This is a genomic window from Streptomyces sp. NPDC054961 (genome assembly GCF_053609145.1).
The window spans coordinates 1-26950 of sequence record NZ_JBSGWY010000012.1 but is presented as its reverse complement, the minus strand read 5'-3'; the positions used below and the strand labels follow the sequence as shown (position 1 = coordinate 26950).

The following is a 26950-nucleotide window of genomic DNA, read 5'->3' as shown; positions in this document are numbered from 1 at the left end:
TCTACTCATCAGGAACAGGACGTACCCCTCATGTCGCAGACTCCCGAGATCCTCGTCACCGGCGGCCGCGGCGCCGTCGCCCGCGGCCTCTCCGCCCTGCTCGCCGCCCACGGCGTCCCCCACCGCCTCGCTTCCCGCGAGCCGGACACACCCGGGACCGTCCCCTGTGACCTCACCGATCCCGCCACGTTCCCCGGCGCCCTCGCCGGGATCCGCTCCGTCTTCCTCTACGCCGAGGCCGCCGCCGTCGACGCCTTCGTCAAGGAGGCCGTCGCCGCGGGCGTCGAGCACGTGGTGCTCCTGTCCTCCTCCTCGGTGCTCGGCCCCGGGGCCGCCGAGAGCCCGCTCGCCGCCTCCCACCTCGCGGTCGAGCGGGCCCTCCTCGAATCCCCGCTGCGCACGACCTTGCTGCGCCCCGGTTCCTTCGCGAGCAATGCCCTCGCTTGGGCCTGGCCGCTGAAGTCCGGCCGACCCGTCCACCTGCCCTATCCGGGCTCGTTCTGTGACCCGGTCCACGAGGCCGACATCGCCGAGTCCGCCTTCGCGGTCCTCACCGACCCGTCGCCCGGCGGCCGCGCGTACACCCTGACCGGTCCGCAGTCGCTGACCTTCACGGCCCAACTGGACATACTGGGCGAGGCGCTCGGCCGTCCCCTGCCCTTCGAGCCCGTCTCCCGCGAGCAGTGGAAGGCCGAGGTCGACGGGTACATACCGGGTCCGTACGCCGAAGCCCTGCTCGACTTCTGGGCCTCCACCGACGGCCTCCCGGTGGACCTCACCGACGCGGTCGAGCGACTCACCGGCCATGCGCCCCGCACCTTCGCAACCTGGTCCGCTGACCACGCCGACGCCTTCCGCGCCTGAGGCGTCGGGAGCTCGGGCTGCCGGTCCCGGCCGGGCCCGCGCAGGGGTGGCGCCGGAGCGGGGGTGCGGGGGTAGATTCACGACCGGGAGGACGACATGAGCGGGCAGACGCGCAGTGGGGGACGGCCGACGCTGGAAGAGGTCGCGGCACGCGCCGGAGTCGGCCGCGGCACGGTCTCTCGGGTGATCAACGGCTCGTCGAAGGTCAGCGAGCACACGCGGGCCGCCGTCGAGGCCGCCGTGTCCGAGCTCGGCTACGTGCCCAACCGGGCCGCCCGCGCGCTGGCCGCCAACCGCAACGACGCCATCGCGCTCGTCGTCCCCGAGCCCGAGGCCCGCTTCTTCACCGAGCCCTACTTCTCCGACGTCGTGCGCGGGGTCGGAGCCACCCTCGCCGAGACCGACGTCCAGCTCGTCCTGACCTTGGCCGGGAACGAGCGCGAGCGCCGCCGCCTCGCGCAGTACCTTTCCGGCCACCGGGTCGACGGGGTGCTCCTCGTCTCCGTCCACGCCGAGGACCCGCTGCCCGAGCTGCTGGAGGAGCTGGGTATTCCGACCGTCCTCAGCGGACGCCGCTCCGCCGCCGAGACACTGCCCTGGGTGGACTCGGACAACCTCGCGGGCGCGGCGGGGGCGGTCCGCCACCTCCTGGGCCGGGGCCGGAGCACGATAGCCACCATCACCGGGCCGCTCGATGTCTACGGGGCCCGGTGCCGCCTCGACGGCTACCGGCAGGCCCTGACGGACGCGGGGCACGCCGTCGACGAGCTGCTGATCGCGGACGGGGACTTCACCGAGGAGGGCGGCCGCCGGGCGATGCGCGCGCTGCTGGAGCGCCGCCCCGGCCTCGACGCGGTCTTCGCCGCCTCCGACGTGATGGCGGCCGGCGCCCGCCGTGAGCTGCGCGCGGCCGGCCGCCGGATACCGCAGGACGTGGCCCTGGTCGGCTTCGACGACTCGGTGCTCGCCCGGCACATGGACCCGCCGCTGACCAGCGTGCGCCAGCCGGTCGAGGAGATGGGGCGGACCATGGCGCGGCTCCTGCTCGCGCGGATAGCGGGAGAGGACGAGGACGCGGCCGTGGTGGTCCCGACAGAGCTGGTGGTCCGGGAGTCCTCGTGAGCCTCTTCTGATGCTTCGCAGCCCGGGCCGGGGCGACGAAGCACCGTACAAAAAAGAAAAGGAGCGCCGGGGGAAAGGCGAAGGGCCCCGCTCCGCTTCCGCGGAACGAGGCCCTCTCGCAGGGTGAGTGACGGGACTTGAACCCGCGGCCACCTGGACCACAACCAGGTGCTCTACCAACTGAGCTACACCCACCATGTCCGGTCGGAAAACCGACCGGCCGAAGAAAAGCGTACAGGGTCCGGGAGGGTGCTCGCTCCCCCCTTTCCCCGCGCCGCCCTCCGGTGGGTGTTACGCGCCGGGGACCACGTGCTTGGCGGCGATGGTGCGCGCCGTGTCCGAGTCCGGTCCGGGCTGCGGCACGAAGACCGCCTCCCGGTAGTAGCGCAGCTCGGCGATGGACTCCTTGATGTCCGCGAGCGCCCGGTGGTTGCCGTTCTTCGGGGGGCTGTTGAAGTACGCGCGCGGGTACCAGCGGCGCGCCAGCTCCTTGATCGAGGACACGTCCACGATCCGGTAGTGCAGGTACCCCTCCAGCGCGGCCATGTCGCGCAGCAGGAAGCCGCGGTCGGTACCGACCGTGTTTCCGCAGAGCGGGGCCTTGCGGGGTTCCTTCACGTGTTCCCGTACGTAGGCCAGGACCTGTGCCTCGGCATCCGCGAGGGTGGTCCCGCCGGCCAGCTCGTCGAGCAGGCCGGAAGAGGTGTGCATCTCGCGCACCACGTCGGGCATGGTCTCCAGGGCCGTGTCCGGCGGGCGGATCACGATGTCCACGCCTTCGCCGAGCACGTTGAGCTCCGAGTCGGTGACCAGTGCGGCCACCTCGATAAGTGCGTCGTCCGTCAACGAGAGCCCGGTCATCTCGCAGTCGATCCACACCATGCGATCGTTCATGCGCCCACCTTATGCGGAAGGTCCCCCACACCGGTGACCGCCGATGCGGGGGACCTCCTACGAGCAGTGCCTTCGCGGTGCTACGCGTGCTCGCGCAGGACCCGGCCGGGGGAGTAGAGCTCCGTGACCGTACTGCCGGCGGCGGCCAGTGCCGCCGCGGCCCGCTGGGGCTGCGGAGTGCGCTGGTGCGGAAGTGGCGAATCCGACAGCTGGGTCACCTGGGCCACGTCCGGCGCCTGCGGGCGCCTGGCCCGGTAGGCCGAGCGGTAGGCGGCCGGGGAGGACCCCAGCTGCCGGCGGAAGTGCCCGCGCAGGGCGACGGGCGAGCGGAACCCGCAGCGTCCGGCGACCTCGTCGACCGAGTAGTCGGAGGTCTCGAGCAGCCGCTGTGCCTGGAGCACCCGCTGGGTGATCAGCCACTGGAGCGGCGCGCTGCCGGTGAGCGAGCGGAACCGCCGGTCGAACGTGCGCCTGCTCATGTAGGCGCGCGCCGCCAGCGTCTCCACGTCGAACTGCTCGTGGAGGTGTTCCAGCGCCCAGGCGACGACCTCGGCCAGCGGGTCGGCGCCGATCTCCTCCGGCAGCGACCGGTCGAGATAGCGCTCCTGGCCACCCGTGCGGCGCGGCGGAACGACGAGCCTGCGGGCCAGGGCCCCGGCCGCCTCGCTGCCGTGGTCCGTGCGCACGATGTGCAGGCACAGATCAATTCCGGCCGCGGTGCCCGCGGACGTCAGCACGTCGCCGTCGTCGACGAACAGCTCGCGCGGATCGACGTGGACGGACGGGTACCGCTTGGCCAGCGTCGGCGCGTACATCCAGTGCGTCGTCGCGGGCCGGCCGTCCAGCAGACCGGCGGCGGCGAGCACGAAGGCTCCCGTGCACAGTCCGACGATTCGGGCCCCCTCCTCGTGCGCCAGACGCAGCGCGTCGAGCGCCTCCGGCGGCGGCGGAGAGGTGATGGAACGCCACGCGGGAACGACGACCGTGCCCGCACGGGCGATCGCCTCCAACCCGTATGGCGCGGTCAGTTCGAGTCCGCCGGTGGTCCGCAGCGGACCGTCCTCCCCGGCGCACACGAGCAGTCGATAGCGTGGAACTCCCGCGTCCTGCCGGTCAATGCCGAACACGGAAAGTGGAATGGAGCTCTCGAAGATCGGCCCGCCGCTGAAGAGCAGCACCGCGACGATCTCCCTGCGGCGACGCCCCGCGAGCTTCCTGCCGTCCGCGATGACGGCGGTGGAATCCTGGCTCATGGCGCTAAGCCCCCCTTGGGTGTCGCGACTCCTTGGTCTGGTCGCACCTGCACGTTTCCCCTCGGCCTTGCACGTGGATCCCCCGCCGTAAATACATGATCGAATCTACTGCGTCCCGTGGTGTCGGCGTGACAAGTTCAGCACGCAGCGCTATGTCGACTTGGCAACTTGGCGAAAAGCATTCGATCAGGAAGCCTTCCACTCCGCTAGCCGGGCGGGAAGCGTGCTGTCCGGCCATGGCCAGTACCCATAGGGTCAAAGGCCCCCTCAGGCGCTGTGGTTGCAGAAGGTGAGGGGGGCGGGGGGACATTCCGGCAAGGGGGGTGACCTGCCGGGAAGTTGGCTGAAAACGTGCGGGTGTGGATGTGCGAAACGGTCAGTCGTGAGGGGACATCCCGCCGGAACCGTGACATCCGCGGTGGGATCCGGCCCCGGCGCGCGAGTGCCGGCCGCGCTGGGCGGGCGGCATCCGGTCCTCCGCGCGGACCGGCAGCACGCTCCGCGCCGCCCTCTCCGAGTGGCGCAGCAGCACCCGGCAGGCGGCCGTGACGGCGGCCAGGCCGAGCGTGGCCACCGCCGCCCCGCCGAAGGAGGTGCCGTAGACGACGAGGACCACGGGGACGAGCAGGCAGCTGAAGGCGGCCCAGCGCACCACGTCACCCGCGGGGTCCTCGTGGGGGTGCCTCGCGGACCGCACGGACGAGTGAAGCGCGGGCGGTGGAAGGTGGACGGACTGCGTCGGCTGAGCGGGCGGCTGAGCGGGCTGGACGGGGTGAACCGGATGACCGGGCACGGCGTGCTCCCTGCGGGCTCTTCCTGGACGGTCGGACTCGTGTCCAACGGCGGGCGGCGCGGCTCGGTCACTGCGCGCACGGGTGGCACGTGCCCGGCGCGGGGGTTGCTCGTCACTGGCTGTAGGGGGCAGCGGACATTGCCAAGGGGGCTCCTCTACGGCATGCTCCCTTGGACGCTCTCCAGGGGCGGCAAGCCCTGTGCAGCACAGGAGTGTCGCCGTACCCTGGTGGGTATGGGCTTGGGAAGATGCTTCCCGGACAGAGCTCGGTCACACTGAGTTGTCATTTCCAGAAACGTCACTGTTCGCATCGTCGCTTCCGCCTACTGCCGCCCCGCCGCCTTGTCCCTTCCCCCGAGGACCTCTCCGCCGAGACATCCATGGCCGGTCACGAATTCTCCGAACCCGCGGACCGCAAGCGCAAACGCCTCGCCGACCCTGCGTCGGCCGACCTGCGCGCGGTGGAACAACCACGTCATCCCTGCGACCCGGCCTTCCGGCACGGCGTCGTGGTGGGCTTCGACGGATCCACGTCCAGTGAGCGTGCCCTCGCCTACGCGATCGGGATGGCCCGTCGCTCAGGATCCGGGCTGATCATCGTCCACGTCGCCAACCGGCTGCCCACCACCGTGTGGGCCGGCTGCGAGCCTCCGGTCTTCGTCGACGTGCCGGACCACCGCACCGAGGTGCTGGGCCTGGAGCTCGCCTGCGCCGACTACCTCTCCGAGGTGCCCTGGATCCTGGTCGAACGGGGCGGGGACATCTGCCACGAGCTGGAGGAGGTCGGCCGGGAGTACTCGGCGGACGCCATCGTGGTCGGCTCCACGCACGGGATCGTCGGCCGGATCTTCGGCTCGGTCGCGGGCCGCCTGGCCAAGCGGGCGCAGCGACCGGTTGTTGTCATCCCGTAACCGACCGTATGTCGATTGTGTGGTTGTGAACCCCGTTGTAAGGGGTAGATAAATGCTGCTGGGACGCAGCAAACAACTGCAGATCGAAGGGAGCCCGCCGTGGACAATGGTGTCTCTGCGGGAAGCACGGCCTCGACCTCGACCCTCGGGCACATGGCCCTGGGTCTCACCCTTCTCGCGTTCGGTATCGGCCACACGGGGATCATCGACGGTGTGACCGTGGCCAACTCCGTGTCGCTCGCGACCTTCCTCGGCGGCCTCGCCCTGTTCGTCGTCGGAATACTCGAGTTCCGCGGCGGTGACGGCTTCAACGGCACGGCGTTCGCGGGCCTGGGCGCCTTCTGGTTCACCTGGGCCAACGGCGCCGACGGAAAGGTTTCGGCGCACGCGGCCGGACTCTTCCTCGTCCTGTTCGCCATGCTCGCGCTGTCCCTCACGGCCGCCGCGTCGGGCGGTCTGTTCGGGCAGGGCGTGTACGGCCTGCTCACCCTTTCCCTCCTGCTCCTGGCGATCGGCACCTTCGCCGAGAGCGGCGGGCTGGCCAAGGCGGCCGGCTGGGTGGCGGCCCTCTCCGGGCTGCTGGCCTGGTACGGGGCCACCGCGGCACTGGCGAGCTGGCCGATGGCGCTCCGCAGGGGCTCGCGCGGGGCGGTCGCCGCGAGCTGACGGCGCCGGCGCGAGCGCACGCACACGCGTGTGAGCGCCTACGCGTGAAAAGACCCCCGGTGGATCCCCGGGGGTCTTTTCGTGTGTGCGGGCCGTGAGGCCCGGCGCGCGGCGGGTGCCCGGCCGCGGTCCGGCTATTCGACGGTGACGGACTTCGCCAGGTTGCGCGGCTTGTCGATGTCCCGGCCCAGGGCCAGGGCCGTGTGGTACGCGAGCAGCTGCAGCGGGATGCCCATCAGGATCGGGTCCAGCTCGTCCTCGTTCTTGGGTACGAGGATGGTGTGGTCGGCCTTCTCCTGCGTGCTGTGGGCGACCGCCAGGATCCGGCCGCTACGGGCCTTGATCTCCTCCAGCGCCGCGCGGTTCTTCTCCAGCAGGTCGTCGTTCGGGACGATCGCGACCGTCGGCAGCGACGGCTCGATGAGCGCGAGCGGACCGTGCTTGAGCTCGGAGGCGGGGTAGGCCTCGGCGTGGATGTAGGAGATCTCCTTGAGCTTGAGGGAGGCCTCGAGGGCGACGGGGTAGCCGCGGACGCGGCCGATGAACATCATCGACTTGGCCTCGGCGTACTCGGCGGCCAGCTTCTTGATGTCTTCCTCGCCGTCCAGGATCTCCTGGATCTGCGCGGGCAGCTTGCGCAGACCGTCGATGATCCGCTTGCCGTCGGTGACGGACAGGTCGCGGATGCGGCCCAGGTGCACGGCGAGCAGCGCGAACGCCACGACCGTGTTGGTGAAGCACTTGGTGGAGACGACGCAGACCTCGGGGCCGGCGTGCACGTACACACCGCCGTCGGCCGCACGGGCGATCGCGGAGCCGACCACGTTGACCACGCCGAGGACGCGGGCGCCCTTGCGCTTGAGCTCCTGCACGGCCGCGAGCACGTCGTACGTCTCACCGGACTGGGAGACCGCGATGTAGAGGGTGTCGGGGTCCACGACCGGGTTGCGGTAGCGGAACTCCGAGGCCGGCTCGGCGTCGGCGGGGATGCGGGCCAGGCCCTCGATGAGGCCCGCGCCGATCATTCCGGCGTGGTACGAGGTGCCGCAGCCCAGGATCTTGACCCGGCGGATGCCGCGCGCCTCGCGCGGGTCCAGGTTCAGGCCGCCCAGGTGGACGGTGTTGAAGCGGTCGTCGATCCGGCCGCGCAGCACGCGGTCGACCGCGTCGACCTGCTCGGTGATCTCCTTGTGCATGTAGGTGTCGTGGCCGCCCATGTCGTAGGAGGCGGCCTCCCACTCCACGGTCTCGGGCGTGGCGGTGGTCGTCGTGCCGGAGGTGGTGTACGTCCGGAAGTCGTCGGCCTTCAGGGTCGCCATCTCGCCGTCGTCCAGGGTGACGATCTGGCGGGTGTGGGCGACGAGCGCGGCGATGTCCGAGGCGACGAACATCTCCTTCTCGCCGATGCCGAGGACGACCGGGGAGCCGTTGCGGGCGACCACGATGCGGTCGGCGAAGTCGGCGTGCATGACGGCGATGCCGTAGGTGCCCTCGACGACCTTCAGCGCCTCGCGGACCTTCTCCTCCAGGGTGTCGGCCTGGGCGCGGGCGATGAGGTGGACGAGCACCTCGGTGTCGGTCTCCGAGAGGAAGACGACGCCGTCGGCCTCCAGCTTGGCGCGCAGCTCGGAGGCGTTGTCGACGATGCCGTTGTGGACCACCGCGACCTTGTTCTCGGCGTCCAGGTGCGGGTGGGAGTTGATGTCGCTCGGGGCGCCGTGGGTGGCCCAGCGGGTGTGGGCGATGCCGGTGGTGCCGGCGAAGCGCTTGGGCACCCGGGACTCCAGCTCGCGGACGCGGCCCTTGGCCTTGACGACCTTCAGGGCCGCGGACTTCGGGCTGTTGACGACGATGCCCGCGGAGTCGTAGCCGCGGTACTCCAGTCGCTGAAGGCCCTCCAGCAGCAGCGGTGCCACGTCACGCTTGCCGATGTACCCCACGATTCCGCACATACGGTATTACCCCTCCTGAAGCTTCGGTTGTCCTTGCCACTGCCACTGCCACTGCCACTGCCACTGCTACTGCCGGCCGCGCCCTGCCCCGACCGGGGTCCGGGCCGCGTTCAGCCGTAGACGATGCGGCGCAGCTGCCTGAGCGAGAGCTCCGGCGGCGCCACGGCGCGGTGCGGCAGTTCCGCCGCGATGCGCTCGAAGATGTCCGCGTTGACCGCGCCCCCGGACTGGAGCTCACGGTGGCGGCGGCGGACGAACTCCTCGGTCGTCTCATCGAAGTACGCGAGCACGTCGAGCACGACTCGGGCGGCTTCGCCCCGCTGGAGCGAGGAGCTGCGCACCAAGTGGTCGACGAGATCGTCGTGCGACGGGCGGCGGTCGGGCATTCGTCGATATTGACGGCATGAGCCGCGGAACGCAAAGATCCTGCCCGAAATCGGGCAAGATGATGCTGGTATGGACCAGAGGAAGGGTTAATTCCGGTCGATGGTGATCAGAAACGTCCCAAAACCGCCGCTTTCGCCACGGCGAACTCCTCGACCGTGAGGATCCCGGACCGGTGCAGTTCCCCCAGCTCGCGCAGCCGCCGCAGCAGGGCGTCGTGGTCCGCAGCGGAGTCGGCCTCCGGGGCGCTCGCGGAACCGCCCTCCAGAGCGGACCCCGCCGGGGCCCACGTGCCGCTGCCCACAGCCGAGCCCGCGCCCGCACCAGTGCCCGCGCCCGTGCCCGTGCCCATGTCCGGCCCGGTCGCGGGCGCCGCCGGGTGGGGCAGGCGCACCGCCACGGCGGCCGCGACCAGCGCCATCAGCGGGTCCTTCTTGAAACCGAAGAGCTCCACCGCGTACGGGTCGTACTTCGGGGCGGCGGCCTGCGCCGACCCGGCCATGCCGAAGCGGATCCACCCGTTGTCCAGCCCCCTCGACGGACTCCACTCCACCGACCGCACGTCCCCGATCCGGAACGCGCGCGCACCGCCGGAGCGTTTGGCCTCCTCCGTCGTCCAGTTCCACTCCAGGGTGACCCGGTCCCCGTCGAAGGCCACCGTCCCGTCGCCCGCGCCGACCGTGATCGGCACGGCGGGTCCCGACAGGAGGTACGAGTCCACCGGCCCCGGATCGACCTGGTCCAGCAGCAGGGCGTTGCGGACCTCGTCCACGAAGTACTCCGCCACCCCGGACCGGTCCGGCTCCACGGTCAGCCGGTACGGATCGGAGGCCTCGGGCAGCCGCCCGCCGGTCACGTGCAGCAGCGGATCGGCGCCGTCGCGCAGCCGCAGCCGCAACCGGCCCGCCTTGCGCCCGGGTTCATGGGAGACACCGGCCAGCGCGCGCAGCGGCACGACCACCTCGCCCAGTGTCCGGCGCAGCAGCCCCACCCCCTTGTCGCGGCCCGGGACGATGCGCACCGCGTCCCCGTCGAAGGTCCACGTGCCGTCCTTCTGGATGATTTCCGCCATCCTGCGATTCTCGCACCGGCCTCGTGGGCCCCGCTGGCCTATACCTGGGCGCATGAGAGTTCCGCGATCCGCGCTCGCCGCCCTCCTCGCCCTCGCCGTCGTCCCCGCGGCCGCCTCCTGCACCACACCCGCCCGCGGAGCCGACGCCCGGCCCGGCGGCGAGCGCCCCGCCGCGCTCGCCGCCTACGACCGCCTCCTGCCCGCGCCCGTCTCCGCACGGGCCGAAGGCCCCGGCTACGCCTTCGGACCGGGCACGGTCATCCGTACCGGCGGGACGGGGAACGAGGAGATCCGCAGGGTCGGCGAGCTCCTCGCCGAGCAGCTCAGAGGCCCCAGCGGCCTGCCGTTGCCCGTGGTGGACGGCGCCGGGGGCGACGGGATCCGGCTGCGCCTCGACGGGGAGGCGGGAGGGGCCGGCGGGGCCGGCGGGGCCGGCGAGGAGGGGTACCGGCTGGAGTCCCGTCCCGACGGGGTCACCCTCACCGCCCGGACGCCCGCCGGGCTCTTCCACGCCGGGCAGACGCTGCGCCAGCTGCTGCCGGTCTCCGGTCCGGGCGAGGTCCCCGGCGGGACGGTCACGGACGCGCCGCGCTTCGCGTACCGCGGGGCGATGCTGGACGTGGCCCGTCACTTCTTTCCGGTGGAACAGGTCAAGCGGTACGTCGACCAGCTCGCGCAGTACAAGGTCAACATCCTGCACCTGCATCTGACCGACGACCAGGGGTGGCGCCTGGCGGTGGACTCCTGGCCGCGGCTGGCGGAGTACGGGGGCACCGGCGAGGTCGGCGGCGGCCCCGGCGGGTACTGGACGAAGGACCAGTACCGGGACCTGGTGGCGTACGCGGCCGAGCGGTTCGTGGAGGTGGTCCCGGAGATCGACATGCCGGGGCACGTCAACGCCGCGCTCGCCTCCTACGCGGAACTGAACTGCGACGGCAAGGCGCCCGAGCGGTACACGGGGATCAAGGTGGGCTTCAGCTCGCTGTGCGTGGACAAGGAGCGGACGTACGAGTTCGTCGACCAGGTCCTCGGGGAAGTCGCGGAGCTGACGCCGGGCCGCTACCTGCACATCGGCGGCGACGAGGCGGCCGCCACCCCGCCGGAGCGGTACGCGGCCTTCATGGACCGGGCGCAGCGGGTGGTCGGCGGGCACGGCAAGAAGGTGATCGCCTGGCACCAGCTGGCGACGGCGCGGCCGGCCCCGGGGGCCGTGCTGCACTACTGGGGCCGCGATGCCACCGCGGCGCCGGAGAAGGCGGCGGTGGCCGCCGCGGCGAAGGCGGGCAACCCGCTGATCCTGTCGCCGGCGGACCGGCTGTACCTGGACATGAAGTACGACCGGACGACGAAGCCGGGACTGGCCTGGGCCGGGTACGTGCCGGTGCGCAAGGCCTACGACTGGGACCCGGGCGCCTACCTGGACGGCGTCCCGGAGTCCGCGGTGCTGGGCGTGGAGGCACCGCTGTGGACGGAGACGGTCGCGACGCGGCAGGACCTGGAGTACATGGCCTTCCCGCGGGTGCTGGGCCTCGCGGAGCTCGGCTGGTCCCCGGCGGCCGCGCGCGACTGGGCCGCGTACCGGCTGCGCCTGGCGGCCCAGGGCCCGCGCCTGGAATCCCAGGGGGTCAACTACCACCGGGCGCCGGACGTGCCCTGGTCGTAGCGGGCGCCGGGGCGGTGTCGAGGGACCGTATCGACACCGCCCCGCCGCTGTTCACCGTCGCGCGAAGGGCGCGACGGGGTTCTTGAGGGTGCCGATCAGCTGCAGGGCCGCGGCCGGGTCGGCCAGGTCGACCATCTGCCGGTTGTTGCGCAGCTGGAGGCGGTTGAGGCAGGACAGCTGGAACTCCGGCGCGAACAGGTCGTACCGCTCGAAGCGCTCCGCCAGCTGCGGCATCGACTCCTGGTAGTCGTGGCCGCAGTCGGCCACGGCCCGCCAGAAGGTCTCCTCCTCGCAGATGCCCTCCGCGGCCAGGATCGAGCCCAGGAAGCGGAAGAAGCAGTCGAAGACGTCCGTGAAGACCGACAGCAGCTTCATGTCCTCCGGGATGTCCGCCCGGACCCGCTCCACGGCCGGCGGCAGGACCGCGTCCGGGTCCATGACCACGATCTCCTCGGCGATGTCCTTGAAGATCGCCCGCTTCACCACGCCGTGCTCGATGACGAGGATCGTGTTCTCGCCGTGCGGCATGTACGCGAGGTCGTACTGGTAGAAGCAGTGCAGCAGCGGGACCAGGTAGGCGCGCAGGTACGAGCGCAGCCACTCGGCCGGGGTGAGGCCCGACTCCTCGATGAGGGCGCCGACGAAGGACGCGCCCTCGGAGTCCACGTGCAGGAGCGAGGCCATCGTCGCGAGCCGCTCCTCGCCCTCGAGGGAGGCCACCGGGGACTCGCGCCACAGCGCGGCGAGCATCTTGCGGTACGGGGAGTACCGGTCGGTGGCGCGCTCGTACTGGCGGTGGTGGTAGCCGATCGCCGCGCGTTCGCGGATGATCGAGAAGTCCACGGACCGCAGGACGGAGTCCGACTGGATCAGCTGGTGGAGCCAGTCGTTGATGGCCGGGGTGGCCTCCATGTACGTCGCGGACAGGCCGCGCATGAAGCCCATGTTGAGGACCGAGATCGCCGTTTTCACGTAGTGCTTCTCGGGGGCGCTGGTGTTGAAGAACGTACGGATCGACTGCTGCGCGAGGTAGGCGTCCGTGCCCTCGCCCAGCAGGACCAGGCGGCGGTTGGCGATCTCGGCTGCGAAGGTGACCGTGGTCTTGTTCCACCACTGCCAGGGGTGCACCGGGAAGTAGTGGTAGTCCGCCGGATCCAGGTCCAGGTCCCGCAGCCGCGCCTCGAAGCCCTCGACGGCGGCCTCGCCCAGCTCCGCCCGCAGGAAGGAGTCGTGGTCCAGGCCCGAGCCCGCCGTGAAGGTGGAGACGTCCTTGCGGGCCGCCACCCACACCAGGTGGACCGGGCTCGCGGTCTCCGGGGCGTACGAGAGGTACTCGTGCACGCCGAAGCCGAGGCGGCCGTTGTTGGCGACGAAGCAGGGGTGGCCCTCGGTCATGCCGGTCTCGATGTCCTGGAAGGAGGACTTCGCGAGGACGGCGGAGGAGATCTGCGGCTTCGTGTACTTGAAGCCCGAGCCGGCCAGGGTGGAGGAGATCTCCTCCAGGTAGACCGGCAGGACCTCCGCGCTCAGGCCCAGGGCCTCGCGCAGCTCGATGTGGAAGTCGATGGCGTCCAGGGGCAGTTCGGCCCCGTCCCGGTGGCGGGTGACGGAGGCCTCGTCCACCGCCCAGTGGTCCAGGGAGTGCAGGGCGGCCGTGAAGCGGTACTCGACGGAGCCGTCGTCGCTCAGGACCGAGTAGCGCGAGCCGCCCAGCGGCGCCGGGGTCAGCAGGCGCTCGTGCGAGAACTCCGCCAGGGCCTTGCAGACCAGGGCGCGGTTGGCGCGCTCCCACAGCTCGGGGGACAGGTGGGAAACGGCGTCGGCGAGGCTCATATCGACTCTCCCGTCAGGCCGGTGGCGGCCTCGAACTGCGCGCGGGTGCAGAAGCTCAGCAGGGCTTCCTTCTCCGGCTTGGTGACCGGGCCTTCGGGCACGAAGCCGACGGCCTCGTTCAGCGCGTGGACGGCCTTGTTGCCCACGTCCGGTTCCACGACGACGCGGCGCGTCGCCGGGTCGGCGAAGAGGGCCGCCATGACGGTGGTGATGACCGCGCGGGTGAACCCGTGCAGGGGGGTCTCGCTGGGGGCGACCAGGAAGTGCATGCCGACGTCCCCGGGCTGGGGGTCGTACAGGCCGACCAGCTCCAGCTGGCTCGGGTCGTACCGCTCCATCAGGAAGGCGGGGCGGCCCTCGTGCAGGCCCATGAAGGCATCGTGGTGCGCGTGGGCGGCGATGCGCATGTACTCGCGCTCGACGTCCGGCAGTGAGGCCTCCTGCATCATCCAGAACGAGGCCTTGGGGTGCGTGACCCAGCCGTGCAGCAGCTCGGCGTCGGCGAAGGGGTCCAGGGGGCGGACCGAGAAGGTGCCCAGGGCCGGATCGGTGCGGGTGAACAGGGCGTCGGTGGTGGAGCTCATGCGAGGGTGCCTTCCGGGGCTGCGAACTGCTGGAACGCGATGGACTTCTCGACCTTGTAGTACGACCGGCCGAGCAGCTCTCCGATGATGTACGCGTTGCGGTACGCGGCCATGCCCAGGTCGGGCGAGGTGATCGAGTGGTTGTGGACCGTGCCGTTCTGAAGGAACACGCCGCGGCCGGTGGTGTCGATGCTGTAGTTGCGCGCGGCGTCGGGGCGGCCGCGGCCGTCGAAGTTCAACCGGTCGCGGACGGGGGCCAGGAACTCGGGGAGCTTGTACTGGTAGCCCGTCGCGAGGACCAGGCCCTCGGTGGCGAGCGAGAAGTCCCGCTCCTGCTCCTCCTGGCGCAGCCCGAGCGCGTACGTGCCGGTGGTGGTGTCGTACGCGGCGGAGTTCAGCGAGGTGTTGGTCAGCAGGGTGGTGGTGACCGGGCCCGGCGAGGAGACCTTCTTCTGGTAGAGCAGGTCGAAGATGGCGTTGATGAGCTCGCCGTCGATGCCCTTGAAGAGGTTCTTCTGCTGGGTCTCCAGGCGGTAGCGGGTGTCCTCGGGGAGCGCGTGGAAGTAGTCCACGTACTCGGGGGAGGTCATCTCCAGCGTCAGCTTGGTGTACTCCAGCGGGAAGAAGCGCGGGGAGCGGGTGACCCAGTTGAGCTGGTAGCCGTGCACGTCGATCTCGGCCAGCAGGTCGTAGTAGATCTCGGCCGCGCTCTGGCCGGAGCCCACCAGGGTGATCGACTTCTTGCGCTGCAGCTCCGCCTTGTTCTGCATGTAGGCGGAGTTGTGGACGAAGTCGCCGCCGGCCTGCGCGCACGCCGGGGGGACGTACGGCGGGGTGCCGGTGCCCAGGACCAGGCGGCGGGCCAGGTGGGTCTCGCCCTGGTCGGTGTGGACCTCGTAGAGCCCGGCCGCTTCGTCGTAGGTGACCTCGGTGACGGAGGTGGAGTACAGGACGTTGTCGAGGCGGTCGGCGGCCCAGCGGCAGTAGTCGTTGTACTCGGTCCGCAGCGGGTAGAAGCTCTCGCGGATGTAGAAGGAGTACAGCCGGTCCTTGTCCTTCAGGTAGTTCAGGAAGGAGAAGGGCGAGGTCGGGTCGGCGAGGGTCACCAGGTCCGACATGAACGGCGTCTGCAGGTGCGCGCCGTCCAGGAACATGCCGGCGTGCCACTCGAAGTGCGGCTTCGACTCGATGAAGAGGCCGTCGAGCTCGTCGATCGGCGCGGTCAGGCAGGCGAGTCCCAGATTGAAGGGACCGAGGCCGATTCCGATGAAGTCACGGGGCTCACGAGTGGACGGCAAGGGACTCTCCCAGGAACTGTTCGGCGTGTACGGCGAGGAGGTCGAGGACCGCCGTGATGTCGGCCGTCGTGGTCTGCGGATTGAGAAGGGTGAACTTGAGGTACTGCCTCCCGTCCACCTTGGTGCCGGCCACGACGGCCTCACCGGAGGCGAACAGGGCCTTGCGGGCGTGCAGGTTGGCCTCGTCGACGAGGCCGGCGGGCACCTCGGCGCCTTCGGGGCGGGGCACGTAGCGGAAGACGAGGGTGGAGATCTGCGGCTCGACGACGACCTCGAAGCGCGGGTCGGCGTCGATGAGACCCCAGCCGGCCGCGGCCAGGTCGATGACCTCGTCGAAGAGCGAGCCGATGCCGTCGGCGCCCATGACGCGCAGGGTCATCCAGAGCTTGAGGGCGTCGAAGCGGCGCGTGGTCTGGATCGACTTGTCGACCTGGTTGGGGATCCGCTCCTCCGCCATCCGGCGGGGGTTGAGGTAGTCCGCGTGGTAGGTGGCGTGCTTCATCGTGTCGCGGTCGCGGACCAGCAGGGCGCTGGAACTGACCGGCTGGAAGAAGGACTTGTGGTAGTCGACCGTTACGGAGTCGGCCAGTTCGATGCCGTCGAGCAGGTGCCGTCGGGTGGGGGAGACCAGCAGCCCGCAGCCGTACGCGGCGTCCACGTGCATCCAGGCGGAGTGCTCGGCGGCGAGGCGGGCGATCTCGGGGAGCGGGTCGATGGACCCGAAGTCGGTGGTGCCGGCGGTGGCGACGACGGCCATGGGGAAGAGGCCCTCGCGGGCGCAGTTCTCCAGTTCCAGGGCGAGGACCGAGGTGTCCATGCGGCGGTTGCGGTCGATGGGGACGGCGATGACGGCCTCGTAGCCGAGCCCGAGCATCGCGGCCGACTTCTTCACGCTGAAGTGGCTGGCCTCGGAGGTGAAGATGCGCAGTTTCGGGAGGACTTCGGACTTGGGGAGCTCGCGCCCCGCGTCCGCGGCGTGCCGCATGACCACGCGGCACGCCTCGTCGCGGGCCAGGAGCAGCGCGTGGAAGTTCGACTGGCTGCCGCCGGAGGTGAAGATGCCGTCCGCGCCGGGGCCGAGGCCGATGCGCTGCGCGGTCCAGTCGACGAGGCGGCGCTCGATGAGCGTGCCGCCGATGGACTGGTCCCAGGTGTCGAGCGAGGAGTTGACGGCCGACAGGACGGCCTCGCCGAGTACGGCCGGGATGACCACCGGGCAGTTGAGGTGGCCGAGGTAGCGCGGGTGGTGGAAGTAGACGGCGTCGCGGAGGTAGACGTCTTCCAGCTCGTCGAGGGCGGCGGCCGCGTCCTCGAGCGGGGAGTCCAGGTCGATGCCGGCGATGACCGGGGCGAGTGCGTCGACGGAGGTGCCGGTGTGGGGCCGTTCCGTCGTGGCGAGTTTGGCCGCGACGCGCGCGACCCCCTCGGTGACGGAACGCCGGTAGAGGTCCGCGGTCGTCTCGTTGAGCAGATGCTGACGCATCAACTTTCCTCCGGGCAGGGGGGAGCGGGGGCGTGGGGTGTGAAGATTAGGTTAGCCTAACCTTAGTTCGACGCCAAATGCAGAGGGGCCCCGGCCAAAGCCGGGGCCCTCGTCAAGTGTTTTCAGCCATGCGGGACTTGAGGCGCGACGGCGGAGCCGTGCGGCTAGAGCGCCGCCGTCGGGTCCTCGCTGGGCGCCCGGCCCGCGTACGCCTCCGCGAGGAGCTCCTCCTCGCTCGCGCCGAGCCGCCAGTAGCCGGTGAACCGCACCGCCCGCCGGTCCACGCCGAGCTCCCGCACGAAGTGCCTGCGTACCGCCCGGACCGTCCCGGACTCACCGGCGATCCAGCCGTACGGGGCTTCGGCGGCGGGCGGTTCGGCCGCCCGCAGCACATCCAGCAGCTGTTCGGTGCGTTCCCGGCCCGCTCCCCGCTCGCGGACCACCCAGGTGATGTCGGCGTCGGCGAGCGTCGGCAGGACCAGTCGGTCGTCCTCGTGCGGGACTTCGAACCAGGCCTTGACCCGGGTGCCGCGGGCGAGCCGGTCCAGGATCGCGGCGGCCGCCGGCAGGGCGGTCTCGTCCGCGTACATCAGGATCGCGTCGGTGGCGGCCGGCGGCTGGAAGCGTACGGACTTGTTCTCCGCGACGGCCGGCCCGATGGCCATGATCCTGCGGCCGGTGACGGCGCGGCCCGCCCAGGAGGAGGCCGGGGAGGAGTCCCCGTGCAGGACGAAGTCGATGTCGACCTCGTCCACGCCCCCGGGGGTCCGCCGCTGCTCGCGCACGGTGTACGAGCGCATCACCGGGCGTTCCCCGTCCGGCATCCCGCGCCAGTCCGCGAACCAGGTGTCCTCACCCGTGGACGGCAGCACCGTGTGCTCGCGGCCGGCGGGCGGCAGGAAGAGGGAGAGGCTCTGGTCGTCACCGCCCGAACGGAACTCCGTGAGGGACGCGCCGCCGAAGGTGATCCGCAGGAAGGACCGGCCGAGGCGGCGCGTACGGAGCACTTCGAGCGTGAAGAACCGGAAGTGCTGGGCGGCCGGGACGGTTTCCGCGGTTTCGGCGTCGGTTCCCGCTCCGGCGTCGGTTCCTGCTTCGGCGGCCGCGCCTGCTTCGACGGCTTCGGGTGCGGTGGCGGTCATGCGGAGAATCCCCCCTGGGAATCTGCGGTGCGGCGGCGGTCCAGGCAGAAGGCCCCGGCGCCTCCGAGAGGCGCCGGGGCCGGACGGCCCGAGGTCAGCTGACCTTCTTGGCGTTCTGGATGGACTTCGCGAGGTCTTCCAGGATCTGCGCGCACTTCTCGTACGAGTAGATCGGCTCGGTCACGCGGGGGGTGATCTGGTCCGCCTTGACGGCGGGCAGCTCGGCCCAGGTCGGCTTGGCCTTCAGCTCGGCCGGCTGAAGGGTGCCGGTGCGGTTGTCGAGGAGGACGACGTCGGCCTTGTACTTGCCGGCGTTCTCCCAGCTGAGGCTCTCGAAGAAGCCGCCCTCGTCCGTCTTCTCCGGGGAGACGAACTCGACGCCGAGCGACTGGAAGTACTTCAGGTCGGCGGAGGTGCCCGGGGTGGAGACGTAGAACAGGTCGGCGGCGCCGGAGCCGACGAGCACCTTGATGCCCGGGTTCGCCTTGGTGGCCTCGCGGAGCTTCGCGGAGGCCGCGTCGAAGCGGGCCTTGCCGTCGACGGCCTTCTTGGCGTTCATGTCGGCGCCCAGGGACTTGGCGAGGTCCGCGGTGCGGGCCAGCGCCTTGTCCATCGAGACCTCGCCGCCCACGCCGACGGCGGCGGCCGGGGCGAGCTTGAGGATCTTGTCCTTGGAGGCTTCCGGCACGTACCAGTACGTGCCGTCCCAGGTGTTGGTGACCAGCAGGTCGGGCTGGAGGGCCGCGTACTTCTCGACGTTGAACTCGTCGTAGACGTTGCCCAGGATCTCGACCTTGGAGATGTCCATCGAGCCGGCCTGGACGTCGGCCTTGCCGTCGGCGGTCTTCGTCGGGCCGAAGACGCCCTTGACGTTGACGCCGTAGTCGTACAGCGCGGCGGCGGTGCCGGTGAAGGCGACGATGTTCTTCGGCGTGGACTTGGCGGTCAGGTCCTTGCCGAGGTCGTCCTTGAAGCTCCAGGGGCCCGAGGCCGCGGCACCCTTGCTGCCCGACTCGTCCTTCGCGGTGTCGTTGCCGCCGCAGGCGGTGAGCGCGGCGACGAGGCCGAGAGCGCCGCCGGCCGCGATGAGACCGCGGCGCGTGAGGAGGGAGGAACGGGACTTGGGCATGTCGATGTCCGCTTTCGTGCGTGCCGGGCGGCCGTCGGGCCGTTCGCTAGGAAGGTTAGCCTAACCTTGGCTGAAAACGGTAAGGGGGCCCTAAGAAATCGGGGCCCCCTCGTCCGTGCCCGGTCGCGCCCGCGGTACGCGCACCGTGAACCGGCCGGTGTCCGGCCGGAGTCCGGCCGGTGTCCGACTAGCTCGAAAGCCCCAGTTCACGGGCGATGAGCATGCGCTGGACCTCGCTCGTGCCCTCGCCGATCTCGAGGATCTTCGAGTCCCGCCACATCCGCGCCACCGGGTACTCGTTCATGAATCCGTATCCGCCGTGGATCTGCGTGGCATCGCGCGCGTTGTCCACGGCCACCGTCGAGGAGTACAGCTTCGCGATGGCCGCCTCCTTCTTGAACGGCTCCCCGGCCACCAGCCGGGAGGCCGCGTCGCGCCAGCCGATCCGGGCCATGTGGGCGCGCATCTCCATGTCCGCCAGCTTGAACTGGATGGCCTGGTTGTCGCCGATCGCCTTGCCGAAGGCGTGGCGCTCCTTGGCGTACTTCACGGACTCGTCCACGCAGCCCTGCGCGAGCCCGGTCGCGAGCGCCGAGATGGCGATGCGGCCCTCGTCGAGGATCCGCAGGAACTGGGCGTAGCCGCGGCCTTCCTGGCCGACCAGGTTGGCGAGGGGGACCCGTACTCCGTCGAAGGACAGCTCGCGGGTGTCCGAGGAGTTCCAGCCGACCTTGGAGTAGGGGGCGGCCACGGTGAAACCGGGGGTGCCGGACGGGACGATGATCGAGGAGATCTCCGGGCGGCCGTCCGCCTTGCGGCCCGTCACGGCGGTGACGGTGACCAGACCGGTGATGTCCGTACCGGAGTTGGTGATGAAGCACTTCGAGCCGTTGATCACCCACTCGTCGCCCTCGCGGACCGCGGTGGTACGGGTGCCGCCCGCGTCGCTGCCCGCGCCGGGCTCGGTCAGGCCGAAGGCGCCCAGGACCTCGCCCGAGCACATCTTCGGCAGCCACTCGCGCTTCTGCTCCTCGCTGCCGAAGAGGTAGAGGGGCATCGCGCCCAGCGAGACGCCCGCCTCCAGGGTGATGGCGACCGAGGAGTCGACGCGCGCCAGCTCCTCCAGGGCGATGCCGAGGGCGAGGTAGTCGCCGCCCATGCCGCCGTACTCCTCCGGGAAGGGCAGGCCGAACAGGCCCATGCGGCCCATCTCGCGGACGATCTCGTACGGGAACTCGTGCCGCTCGTACAGGTCGCCGATCTTCGGCGCCACGACGTCGTGCGCGAACGCCTCGACGGTGCGGCGGAGTTCCTCGTGCTCGGGGGTGAGCCGGTGGTCGAGGGCCATGGTCTTCGTTACTCCTTGTGGGACAGGGCGCGGACGGTACGGGAGGGGCTGGGGCGGCCCAACTGCTCGGCCATCCACACGCTCGTGGCGGTGAGGGCGGCCAGATCGACCCCGGTCTCGACGCCGAGGCCGTCGAGCATCCAGACGAGGTCCTCGGTCGCGAGATTGCCGGTGGCGCTCTTCGCGTACGGGCATCCGCCGAGGCCGCCCGCGGAGGCGTCGACGGTGGTCACGCCGTGCTGGAGCGCGGCGAGGGTGTTGGACAGGGCCTGGCCGTAGGTGTCGTGGAAGTGCACACCGATCAGGTCGGCGCCCACGCCCTCCTCGCCCAGCTCGCCCAGGAGGGTCCGGACGTGCCCCGGGGTGGCGACGCCGATGGTGTCGCCGAGGCTCAGCTCGTCACAGCCGAGGTCGAGCAGGGCCTTGGCCACGCCGACTACCTGGCGGACCGGGACCGGGCCCTCCCAGGGGTCGCCGAAGCACATGGAGAGGTAGCCGCGCACGTGGGCCCCCTGCTCCTTCGCGCGGGCCACGACGGGCTCGAACATCGCGAGGGACTCGGCGACGGTGCGGTTGAGGTTGCGGGAGGCGAAGGTCTCGGTGGCCGAACCGAACACGGCGATGCGGGTGGCACCGAGCGCGAGCGCGCGGTCGAGCCCGCGCTCGTTGGGAACGAGGACGGGCAGCGCGGCCTCCACGTCGGCGAGGAGGGGGAACAGCTCCTCGGCGTCGGCCAGCTGGGGAACCCACTGGGGGTGCACGAAGCTGGTGGCCTCGATGGTGCCGAGCCCGGCGGCGGCCAGCCGGTGCACGAACTCGGCCTTCACATGGGTCGGGACGGCCGTCTTCTCGTTCTGCAGCCCGTCGCGGGCGCCGACTTCGTGGATGCGGACCCGGGCCGGGAGGCCGGGGGCCGCGAAGCGCATCGGGAGCCCGTTCATTCGCTCTTCTCCTCGTCCGGGGTGACCACGGCCAGGACCTGGTCCATGGCGACGGTCGTGCCGGGGGTGACGTCGAGTTCGGTGACGGTGCCGGCGTGCGGGGCGGAGATGACGTGCTCCATCTTCATGGCCTCGACGACGAGCAGGCTCTGCCCGGCCGCGACCTTCTCGCCGACGGTGACCTTGACGACGGTGACGGTGCCGGGCATGGGCGCGGCCAGCGTGTCCGCCCCCGCGTGGCCCCGGCCGCTGAGGGCCGCGGCCACCGGGTCGTGGCTCTGGAGGTGCCAGCTGTCCGCGTCCCGGCCGAGCCAGACCCCCTCCGGGGAGGCGGCGTGGGCGAAGCGGTGGGTGACGCCGTCGAGTTCGACGGTGAGGCGGTCGCCGGTGAGGGCCACGATCCGGCCCCGGGCCGGTGAGGCGGGAACCGGGTCGGCGCCGCCGGCGGGTGCGGACAGCGGGTCGGCCGCACCCAGGAGGAGCTCCGTGTCACCGCCCTGGCCGGCGGGGCGGGTCCGGACCGTGACCGGGTCCTGGCCCGGCAGGCGGACGTGGTGGACCGTCCAGGCGGGGGTCCCGCCCAGGCGCCAGCCGTTCGCGGCCCCGAAGGGGTCGACCCAGCCGTCGCGCCCGTCCGGCGTTCGAGGACCGGGTTCCGGGGCGGCGCCGCCGGCGCCGTTCCCGGCCAGCAGCGCGGCCGCCGCGTACACCTCCGGCGGGACGCCGTCCGGGAGGAGCCCGGCCAGGTCCCGTTCGACCAGGCCGGTGTCCAGGTCGCCCGACACCACGTCGGGGTGTGCGAGCAGGCGGCGCAGGAACCCCGCGTTGGTCTGGACGCCCAGGATCACCGTGTCGGCGAGCGCCCCGCGCAGCACGCGCAGGGCCGCCGCGCGGTCGGGACCGTACGCGATGACCTTCGACAGCATCGGGTCGTACGTGGACCCGGTGTCGACACCCGCCACCAGCCCGGAGTCCGTCCGCACGGCCCCGCCGGACGGCTCCGACAGCGCGAGGACCGTACCGCCGGACGGCAGGAACCCCCGCGCCGGGTCCTCCGCGCAGACCCGGGCCTCGATCGCGTGCCCGGTCAGGACGACGTCCGACTGGCCGAAGCCCAGCTCGGCGCCCGCCGCCACCCGCAGCTGCTGCTCCACCAGGTCCAGCCCCGTGATCAGCTCCGTCACCGGGTGCTCCACCTGGAGCCGGGTGTTCATCTCCATGAAGTAGTACGAGGACGGATCGCCGCCGGGCACGATGAACTCCACCGTGCCCGCGCCCACGTACCCGCACGAGCGCGCCGCCTCGACCGCCGCCGCGCCCATCGACTCCCGCAGCTCCGGCGTGAGCAGGACCGACGGCGCCTCCTCGATCACCTTCTGGTGCCGCCGCTGGAGCGAGCACTCGCGCTCGCCCAGGTGCACCACGTTCCCGTGCGCGTCCGCCAGCACCTGGATCTCGATGTGCCGGGGCCGGTCCACCCACCGCTCCACGAGTAGCGTGTCGTCACCGAAGGAGGACCGCGCCTCGCGCCGCGCCGACGCGATCTCCTCGCCCAGGGCCGCCGCGTCCCGCACCAGCCGCATGCCCTTGCCGCCGCCGCCCGCCGAGGGCTTCAGCAGCACCGGCATGCCGATCTTCTCGGCGGCGGTGATCAGTTCGGCGTCGGTCAGGCCGCTGCCGGAGGAGCCGGGGACCACGGGCACACCCGCCGCCCTGACCGTCTCCTTCGCCCGGATCTTGTCCCCCATCAGGGAGATCGCCGAGGCCGGCGGCCCGATGAAGGCCAGCCCGGCGTCCGCGCAGGCCTGCGCGAAGGCGGCGTTCTCCGCGAGGAAGCCGTAGCCCGGGTGGACCGCCTGGGCCCCCGTGCGGCGCGCGGCGTCGAGCAGCCGCTCCACGGACAGGTAACTCTCGGCGGCCGCCGCCGGGCCGATCCGGACGGCCGTGTCGGCCTCCCGTACGTGCCGCGCGTCCGCGTCCGCGTCGCTGAAGACGGCGACGGACCGGACGCCGAGCTCGCGCAGCGTGCGGATGACCCGTACCGCGATCTCGCCCCGGTTGGCGACCAGAACAGTGCTGAACATCAGTGAGGTCCTCACGTCACATACGGAAGATGCCGAAGCCGGAGTCGCCCAGGGGGGCGTTCGCGCACGCGGTCAGGGCCAGTCCCAGCACCTGCCGGGTCTCCAGCGGGTCGATGACCCCGTCGTCCCAGAGCCGCGCGGTGGCGTAGTAGGCGTTGCCCTGGGCCTCGTACTGCGCCCGGACCGGGGCCTTGAAGGCCTCCTCGTCCTCGGCCGGCCACTCCTGGCCGGCGCCCTCGATCTGGTCCCGCTTGACCGTGGCCAGGACGGACGCGGCCTGCTCGCCGCCCATCACCGAGATCTTGGCGTTGGGCCACATCCACAGGAAGCGCGGCGAGTAGGCCCGCCCGCACATCGAGTAGTTGCCCGCGCCGTAGGAGCCGCCGACCACCACCGTCAGCTTCGGGACCCGCGTGCAGGCCACGGCCGTGACCATCTTGGCGCCGTGCTTGGCGATGCCGCCGGCCTCGTAGTCCCGGCCGACCATGAAGCCGGAGATGTTCTGCAGGAAGAGCAGCGGGATGCCGCGCTGGTCGCACAGCTCGATGAAGTGCGCGCCCTTCTGGGCCGACTCGGAGAAGAGGATGCCGTTGTTGGCGACGATGCCGACCGGGTGGCCGTGGATGCGGGCGAAGCCGGTCACCAGGGTCTGCCCGAACTCCGCCTTGAACTCCTGGAAGCGGGACCCGTCCACCAGCCGGGCGATGACCTCGCGGGCGTCGTAGGGGGTGCGGGAGTCGACGGGGACCGCGCCGTACATCCCGTACGGGTCCACCTTGGGCTCCTCGGGAGCCTCGACCGACCAGGGCAGGGCCCCGCGCTCGGGGAGGGTGGCCACGATGTTCCGGACGATCCGCAGCGCGTGCGCGTCGTCCTCCGCGAGGTGGTCGGTCACGCCGGAGACCCGGGAGTGGACCTCGCCGCCGCCCAGCTCCTCGGCGGTGACGACCTCGCCGGTCGCGGCCTTCACCAGCGGCGGGCCGCCGAGGAAGATCGTGCCCTGCCCGCGCACGATGACGGCCTCGTCGCTCATGGCGGGCACGTACGCGCCGCCGGCCGTGCAGGAGCCGAGGACGGCGGCGATCTGCGGGATGCCGGCCCCGGACATGCGGGCCTGGTTGTAGAAGATGCGGCCGAAGTGGTCGCGGTCGGGGAAGACCTCGTCCTGCATGGGCAGGAAGGCGCCGCCCGAGTCGACCAGGTAGAGGCAGGGGAGACGATTCTCCAGAGCCACCTCCTGGGCCCGCAGGTGCTTCTTCACGGTCATGGGGTAGTACGTGCCGCCCTTGACGGTGGCGTCGTTCGCGACGATCACGCACTCGCGGCCGCTGACCCGGCCGATGCCCGCGATGACCCCGGCGGCCGGGGCCGCGCCCCCGTACATGTCCTCGGCGGCCAGCGGGGCCAGCTCCAGGAACGGGGATCCGGGGTCGAGGAGGGCGTCCACGCGGTCGCGGGGAAGGAGCTTCCCGCGCGCGGTGTGGCGGGCGCGGGCCTTCTCCCCGCCGCCGAGCCGGGCCGCCTCCAGCCGGGCGCGCAGGCCCTCGGCGAGCTCGCGGTGGGCGGCCTCGTTGGCCCGCCAGGCATCGGACGCCGGGTCGGCGGCGCTCGTCAGCACTGGTGCCTGCTGCATCGGTCGAGCTCCCTTGCTCGGTGCACGCTTGTTAATGAGCGTTAACGCATGTGGGACTTAGGTTAACGACCGCTAACGGCCCTGTCTAGAATGGATTCCCATGAGCACCAGAGCGGCCGCCCCGACCCGTCGCGAGCAGATCCTGAGCGAGGCTGCCCGCCTCTTCGCCGCGCGCGGGTTCCACGGCGTCGGCGTGGACGAGATAGGCGCCGCCGTGGGCATCAGCGGCCCCGGCCTCTACCGGCACTTCGCCGGCAAGGACGCCATGCTCGCCGAGCTCCTCGTCGGCATCAGCGAGCGGCTGCTGACCGGCGGCCGCCGGCGGGTCGAGGAGGCGGCCGGTGACCCGCCCGGCGTACTGGCCTCCCTCGTCGAGGGCCACATCGACTTCGCCCTCGACGACCGGGCGCTGATCACCCTGCACGACCGGGAGCTCGACCGGCTGCGCGAGACCGACCGCAAGCTCGTACGGCAGCTGCAGCGCCAGTACGTCGAACTGTGGGTCGACGCCGTACGGGAACTGCATCCCGAGGTGGGCGAGGCGGAGGTACGGGTCTGCGTGCACGCGGTCTTCGGCCTGCTGAACTCCACCCCGCACCTGGCCGCGCTCGGCCGGGAGGCGACGGAATCCCTGCTCCGCAGGCTCGCCAACGGGGCCTTCGGGGCGCTGTCGGGGTGAGGCGGCGCGTCCGCCGGCCGGTATGGAAGGGACGGCTCCGGGCGGGCGGCGGCAGAATGGGCCGTATGCCGAAGCCGATAGAGACGCCAGTCCCCAGCCGAGCCGAACTCATCGACCACCTGGTCCGGACGCGGATCGCGGGGGACGTCGCGACCCCGCGCGACAACAACCTCTCCCATTACAGAAAACTCGCCAACGGCGACCGGCACTACTGGCTCGGCCTGGAGCTGGGCGACCGCTGGACGGATGAGCAGGACGTGCTCGCCGTGATGGCGGAGCGCTGCGGGGTCGTGGACGACGCCGCCTACCGCTTCGGCCAGGACACCATCGACCCGGAGCTCACGGTGGCCGGCCTGGACCGCATGGCGGCGCGCCTGCGCAAGGCCGCGCTGGACCGGCAGAGCGTGCTGCTGGCCACGGGTCACCCGGGTGGCCTGCTGGACGTCCACCGGGCCACCGCCGCCGCCCTGCGCGCGGCCGGCTGCGAGATCGTGGTGATTCCGCAGGGCCTCGTGGCCGACGAGGGCTCGGTGTGGCAGTTCGCGGACGTCGCGGTCCTGGAGCGCGGGGCGACGCTGTGGCACACCCATTCGCCGGAGCCGATGGCGGCGATCCTGGACGGCCTGGCCGCGCGGGGCCGTCCCCAGCCGGATCTGGTCGTCGCCGACCACGGCTGGGCGGGCTGCGCGGCCCAGCGCGGCCTGGACGCGGTGGGCTACGCCGACAGCAACGACCCGGCGCTCTTCCTGGGGGAGGCCGAAGGCACCCTCCAGGTGGCGGTCCCCCTGGACGACCACGTCCGCGACCCGCGCTTCTACGACCCGATGGTGGCCTACCTCCTGGACGCGGCGGGGCTGCTCTAGCTTGATCTTTAACCTGTGCGACGTGGGCGAGGGGTCGTGGACTTCTTCGCTTTCGGTCCCTGAACGGCGAATGGGTCGAGATCACCAACACCACCCGCCAGGCCGTCAACCTGCGCGGCTGGACGCTGCGCGACTCCGACGGCAACCGCTACCGCTTCAACGGCACCCGCATCGCCGGACGTGCCACCATCCGCATCCGCATCCGCACCGGCGCCGGACGCGATAACCGGACCGACCTCTTCCAGGGCAAGCGCGACCACATCGGGGACAACCGCGCCGACACCGCCACCCTGCGCGACGACCGTGGCCGCACCGTCGACACCGCGAGCTGGGGCCGCCGCCACTGACCCAGGCGGAGG

Annotated in this window: 24 protein-coding genes and 1 tRNA gene; 8 read left to right on the top strand and 17 right to left on the bottom strand. The window is 71.4% G+C overall.

Annotation, left to right across the window (positions count from 1 at the left end):
* Positions 1–30 precede the first annotated feature (30 nt).
* Together ACWF9Z_RS13845 and ACWF9Z_RS13840 are read left to right on the top strand one after the other, a co-directional pair.
* Positions 31–864 (top strand): NAD(P)H-binding protein, encoded by an 834-nt coding sequence (locus tag ACWF9Z_RS13845; protein WP_453601503.1) that lies wholly within the window; start codon positions 31–33, stop codon positions 862–864.
* A 96-nt stretch (positions 865–960) separates the two neighbouring features.
* Entirely contained in the window at positions 961–1986 is a 1026-nt protein-coding gene (locus ACWF9Z_RS13840; protein WP_453601500.1) for a LacI family DNA-binding transcriptional regulator, read from the top strand.
* 122 nt (positions 1987–2108) lie between these two features.
* Here ACWF9Z_RS13840 and ACWF9Z_RS13835 read toward each other — a convergent pair.
* From ACWF9Z_RS13835 to ACWF9Z_RS13820, 4 genes are all read right to left on the bottom strand, one after another.
* Positions 2109–2181 (bottom strand) — tRNA-His (locus tag ACWF9Z_RS13835).
* Between the two features lie 96 nt (positions 2182–2277).
* Positions 2278–2880, bottom strand: a complete 603-nt coding sequence (gene orn, locus ACWF9Z_RS13830) for an oligoribonuclease (RefSeq protein ID WP_453601498.1) — start codon at positions 2878–2880, stop codon at positions 2278–2280.
* 80 nt (positions 2881–2960) lie between these two features.
* Complete coding sequence (locus tag ACWF9Z_RS13825; protein ID WP_453601495.1) at positions 2961–4133, bottom strand: helix-turn-helix domain-containing protein; 1173 nt, start codon at positions 4131–4133, stop codon at positions 2961–2963.
* Between the two features lie 376 nt (positions 4134–4509).
* Positions 4510–4830 carry a hypothetical protein gene (locus tag ACWF9Z_RS13820; protein WP_453601492.1) on the bottom strand — a complete coding sequence of 107 codons (321 nt, stop codon included), beginning with the start codon at positions 4828–4830 and terminating at the stop codon, positions 4510–4512.
* Positions 4831–5306: 476 nt separating this feature from the next.
* On the opposite strand from ACWF9Z_RS13820, the gene ACWF9Z_RS13815 reads away from it, so the two are divergent.
* The gene (locus ACWF9Z_RS13815) at positions 5307–5837 is read left to right on the top strand and encodes a universal stress protein (RefSeq protein WP_356651482.1); all 531 of its coding nucleotides are present in this window, start codon (positions 5307–5309) and stop codon (positions 5835–5837) included.
* 99 nt (positions 5838–5936) lie between these two features.
* A complete protein-coding gene (locus tag ACWF9Z_RS13810) occupies positions 5937–6503 on the top strand; it encodes an acetate uptake transporter (protein ID WP_453601489.1) in 567 nt (188 codons plus the stop codon).
* A 134-nt stretch (positions 6504–6637) separates the two neighbouring features.
* Here ACWF9Z_RS13810 and glmS read toward each other — a convergent pair whose 3' ends face one another.
* The 3 genes from glmS to ACWF9Z_RS13795 all read right to left on the bottom strand — a co-directional run bounded on the left by glmS (position 6638) and on the right by ACWF9Z_RS13795 (position 9911).
* Entirely contained in the window at positions 6638–8455 is a 1818-nt protein-coding gene (gene glmS / locus ACWF9Z_RS13805) for a glutamine--fructose-6-phosphate transaminase (isomerizing) (RefSeq protein ID WP_453601486.1), read from the bottom strand.
* A 110-nt stretch (positions 8456–8565) separates the two neighbouring features.
* The gene (locus ACWF9Z_RS13800) at positions 8566–8841 is read right to left on the bottom strand and encodes a hypothetical protein (protein ID WP_215022391.1); all 276 of its coding nucleotides are present in this window, start codon (positions 8839–8841) and stop codon (positions 8566–8568) included.
* 107 nt (positions 8842–8948) lie between these two features.
* Positions 8949–9911: a DUF4429 domain-containing protein gene (locus ACWF9Z_RS13795; protein WP_453601483.1), complete on the bottom strand. Its 963-nt coding sequence runs from the start codon at positions 9909–9911 to the stop codon at positions 8949–8951.
* Between the two features lie 52 nt (positions 9912–9963).
* On the opposite strand from ACWF9Z_RS13795, the gene ACWF9Z_RS13790 reads away from it, so the two are divergent.
* Positions 9964–11574 carry a beta-N-acetylhexosaminidase gene (locus tag ACWF9Z_RS13790; protein WP_453601480.1) on the top strand — a complete coding sequence of 537 codons (1611 nt, stop codon included), beginning with the start codon at positions 9964–9966 and terminating at the stop codon, positions 11572–11574.
* A gap of 51 nt (positions 11575–11625) precedes the next feature.
* Here ACWF9Z_RS13790 and ACWF9Z_RS13785 read toward each other — a convergent pair whose 3' ends face one another.
* From ACWF9Z_RS13785 to ACWF9Z_RS13740, 10 genes are all read right to left on the bottom strand, one after another.
* On the bottom strand, positions 11626–13407 hold the full coding sequence (locus ACWF9Z_RS13785) for an IucA/IucC family protein (RefSeq protein ID WP_453601477.1): 1782 nt from the start codon (positions 13405–13407) through the stop codon (positions 11626–11628).
* The gene (locus ACWF9Z_RS13780; RefSeq protein ID WP_453601475.1) at positions 13404–13991 is read right to left on the bottom strand and encodes a GNAT family N-acetyltransferase; all 588 of its coding nucleotides are present in this window, start codon (positions 13989–13991) and stop codon (positions 13404–13406) included. The genes ACWF9Z_RS13785 and ACWF9Z_RS13780 overlap by 4 nt, the downstream gene beginning before the upstream one ends.
* Complete coding sequence (locus ACWF9Z_RS13775) at positions 13988–15289, bottom strand: lysine N(6)-hydroxylase/L-ornithine N(5)-oxygenase family protein (protein ID WP_453601472.1); 1302 nt, start codon at positions 15287–15289, stop codon at positions 13988–13990. Before ACWF9Z_RS13775 ends, ACWF9Z_RS13780 begins: the two co-directional genes overlap by 4 nt.
* Positions 15273–16772: a pyridoxal phosphate-dependent decarboxylase family protein gene (locus tag ACWF9Z_RS13770; RefSeq protein WP_453601469.1), complete on the bottom strand. Its 1500-nt coding sequence runs from the start codon at positions 16770–16772 to the stop codon at positions 15273–15275. The genes ACWF9Z_RS13775 and ACWF9Z_RS13770 overlap by 17 nt, the downstream gene beginning before the upstream one ends.
* A 164-nt stretch (positions 16773–16936) precedes the next feature.
* Positions 16937–17914 (bottom strand): siderophore-interacting protein, encoded by a 978-nt coding sequence (locus tag ACWF9Z_RS13765; RefSeq protein ID WP_453601466.1) that lies wholly within the window; start codon positions 17912–17914, stop codon positions 16937–16939.
* 94 nt (positions 17915–18008) lie between these two features.
* Entirely contained in the window at positions 18009–19043 is a 1035-nt protein-coding gene (locus ACWF9Z_RS13760; protein ID WP_453601463.1) for an ABC transporter substrate-binding protein, read from the bottom strand.
* A 187-nt stretch (positions 19044–19230) separates the two neighbouring features.
* Positions 19231–20391 (bottom strand): acyl-CoA dehydrogenase family protein, encoded by a 1161-nt coding sequence (locus tag ACWF9Z_RS13755; protein WP_453601460.1) that lies wholly within the window; start codon positions 20389–20391, stop codon positions 19231–19233.
* Positions 20392–20399: 8 nt separating this feature from the next.
* The gene (locus ACWF9Z_RS13750) at positions 20400–21332 is read right to left on the bottom strand and encodes a hydroxymethylglutaryl-CoA lyase (RefSeq protein ID WP_453601458.1); all 933 of its coding nucleotides are present in this window, start codon (positions 21330–21332) and stop codon (positions 20400–20402) included.
* The gene (locus ACWF9Z_RS13745) at positions 21329–23416 is read right to left on the bottom strand and encodes an ATP-binding protein (protein WP_453601455.1); all 2088 of its coding nucleotides are present in this window, start codon (positions 23414–23416) and stop codon (positions 21329–21331) included. Before ACWF9Z_RS13745 ends, ACWF9Z_RS13750 begins: the two co-directional genes overlap by 4 nt.
* Before the next feature lie 16 nt (positions 23417–23432).
* On the bottom strand, positions 23433–25049 hold the full coding sequence (locus tag ACWF9Z_RS13740; RefSeq protein ID WP_453601453.1) for a carboxyl transferase domain-containing protein: 1617 nt from the start codon (positions 25047–25049) through the stop codon (positions 23433–23435).
* A 100-nt stretch (positions 25050–25149) separates the two neighbouring features.
* On the opposite strand from ACWF9Z_RS13740, the gene ACWF9Z_RS13735 reads away from it, so the two are divergent.
* The 3 genes from ACWF9Z_RS13735 to ACWF9Z_RS13725 are packed head-to-tail and all read left to right on the top strand — an operon-like array spanning position 25150 to position 26938.
* The gene (locus ACWF9Z_RS13735) at positions 25150–25728 is read left to right on the top strand and encodes an SACE_7040 family transcriptional regulator (protein WP_453601450.1); all 579 of its coding nucleotides are present in this window, start codon (positions 25150–25152) and stop codon (positions 25726–25728) included.
* A 56-nt stretch (positions 25729–25784) separates the two neighbouring features.
* Positions 25785–26591 (top strand): phosphatase, encoded by an 807-nt coding sequence (locus ACWF9Z_RS13730; protein WP_453601447.1) that lies wholly within the window; start codon positions 25785–25787, stop codon positions 26589–26591.
* Between the two features lie 59 nt (positions 26592–26650).
* Complete coding sequence (locus ACWF9Z_RS13725) at positions 26651–26938, top strand: lamin tail domain-containing protein (RefSeq protein ID WP_453601811.1); 288 nt, start codon at positions 26651–26653, stop codon at positions 26936–26938.
* Positions 26939–26950: the final 12 nt, after the last annotated feature.